Below are 261 nucleotides of genomic sequence, written 5' to 3' on the forward strand. Positions count from 1 at the left end.
CATTTCAACAAGAGCACCAAGGATAACCCAGGTCGCGTGGTCGCAGCCACTTGACCAGGACCAGCGGCCTTCGACGGCATAGCCGCCCTCCACGCGCCTCGCCTTTCCGAATGGTGCGTAGGAGGAGGAAGATCGGACAGTGGTGTCGTCACGCCAGAGATCCTCTGCAACTTTCGGATCCATGACTCCCGTTTCCCAGTTATGGGCTCCGATCACTCCGAGAGCCCATGCCGAAGACGGGCAGTGCTTTGCTATCTCTTG

At 59.0% G+C, this 261-nt stretch carries 1 pseudogene; it reads right to left on the reverse strand.

The window, feature by feature from the left end:
- Positions 1-183: pseudogene (locus tag QMG56_RS23315) on the reverse strand (flavin-dependent monooxygenase); the annotation flags it as partial.
- Positions 184-261 lie beyond the last annotated feature (78 nt).

The sequence above is a fragment of the Sphingobium sp. BS19 genome, assembly GCF_027925545.1.
GTDB lineage: Bacteria > Pseudomonadota > Alphaproteobacteria > Sphingomonadales > Sphingomonadaceae > Sphingobium.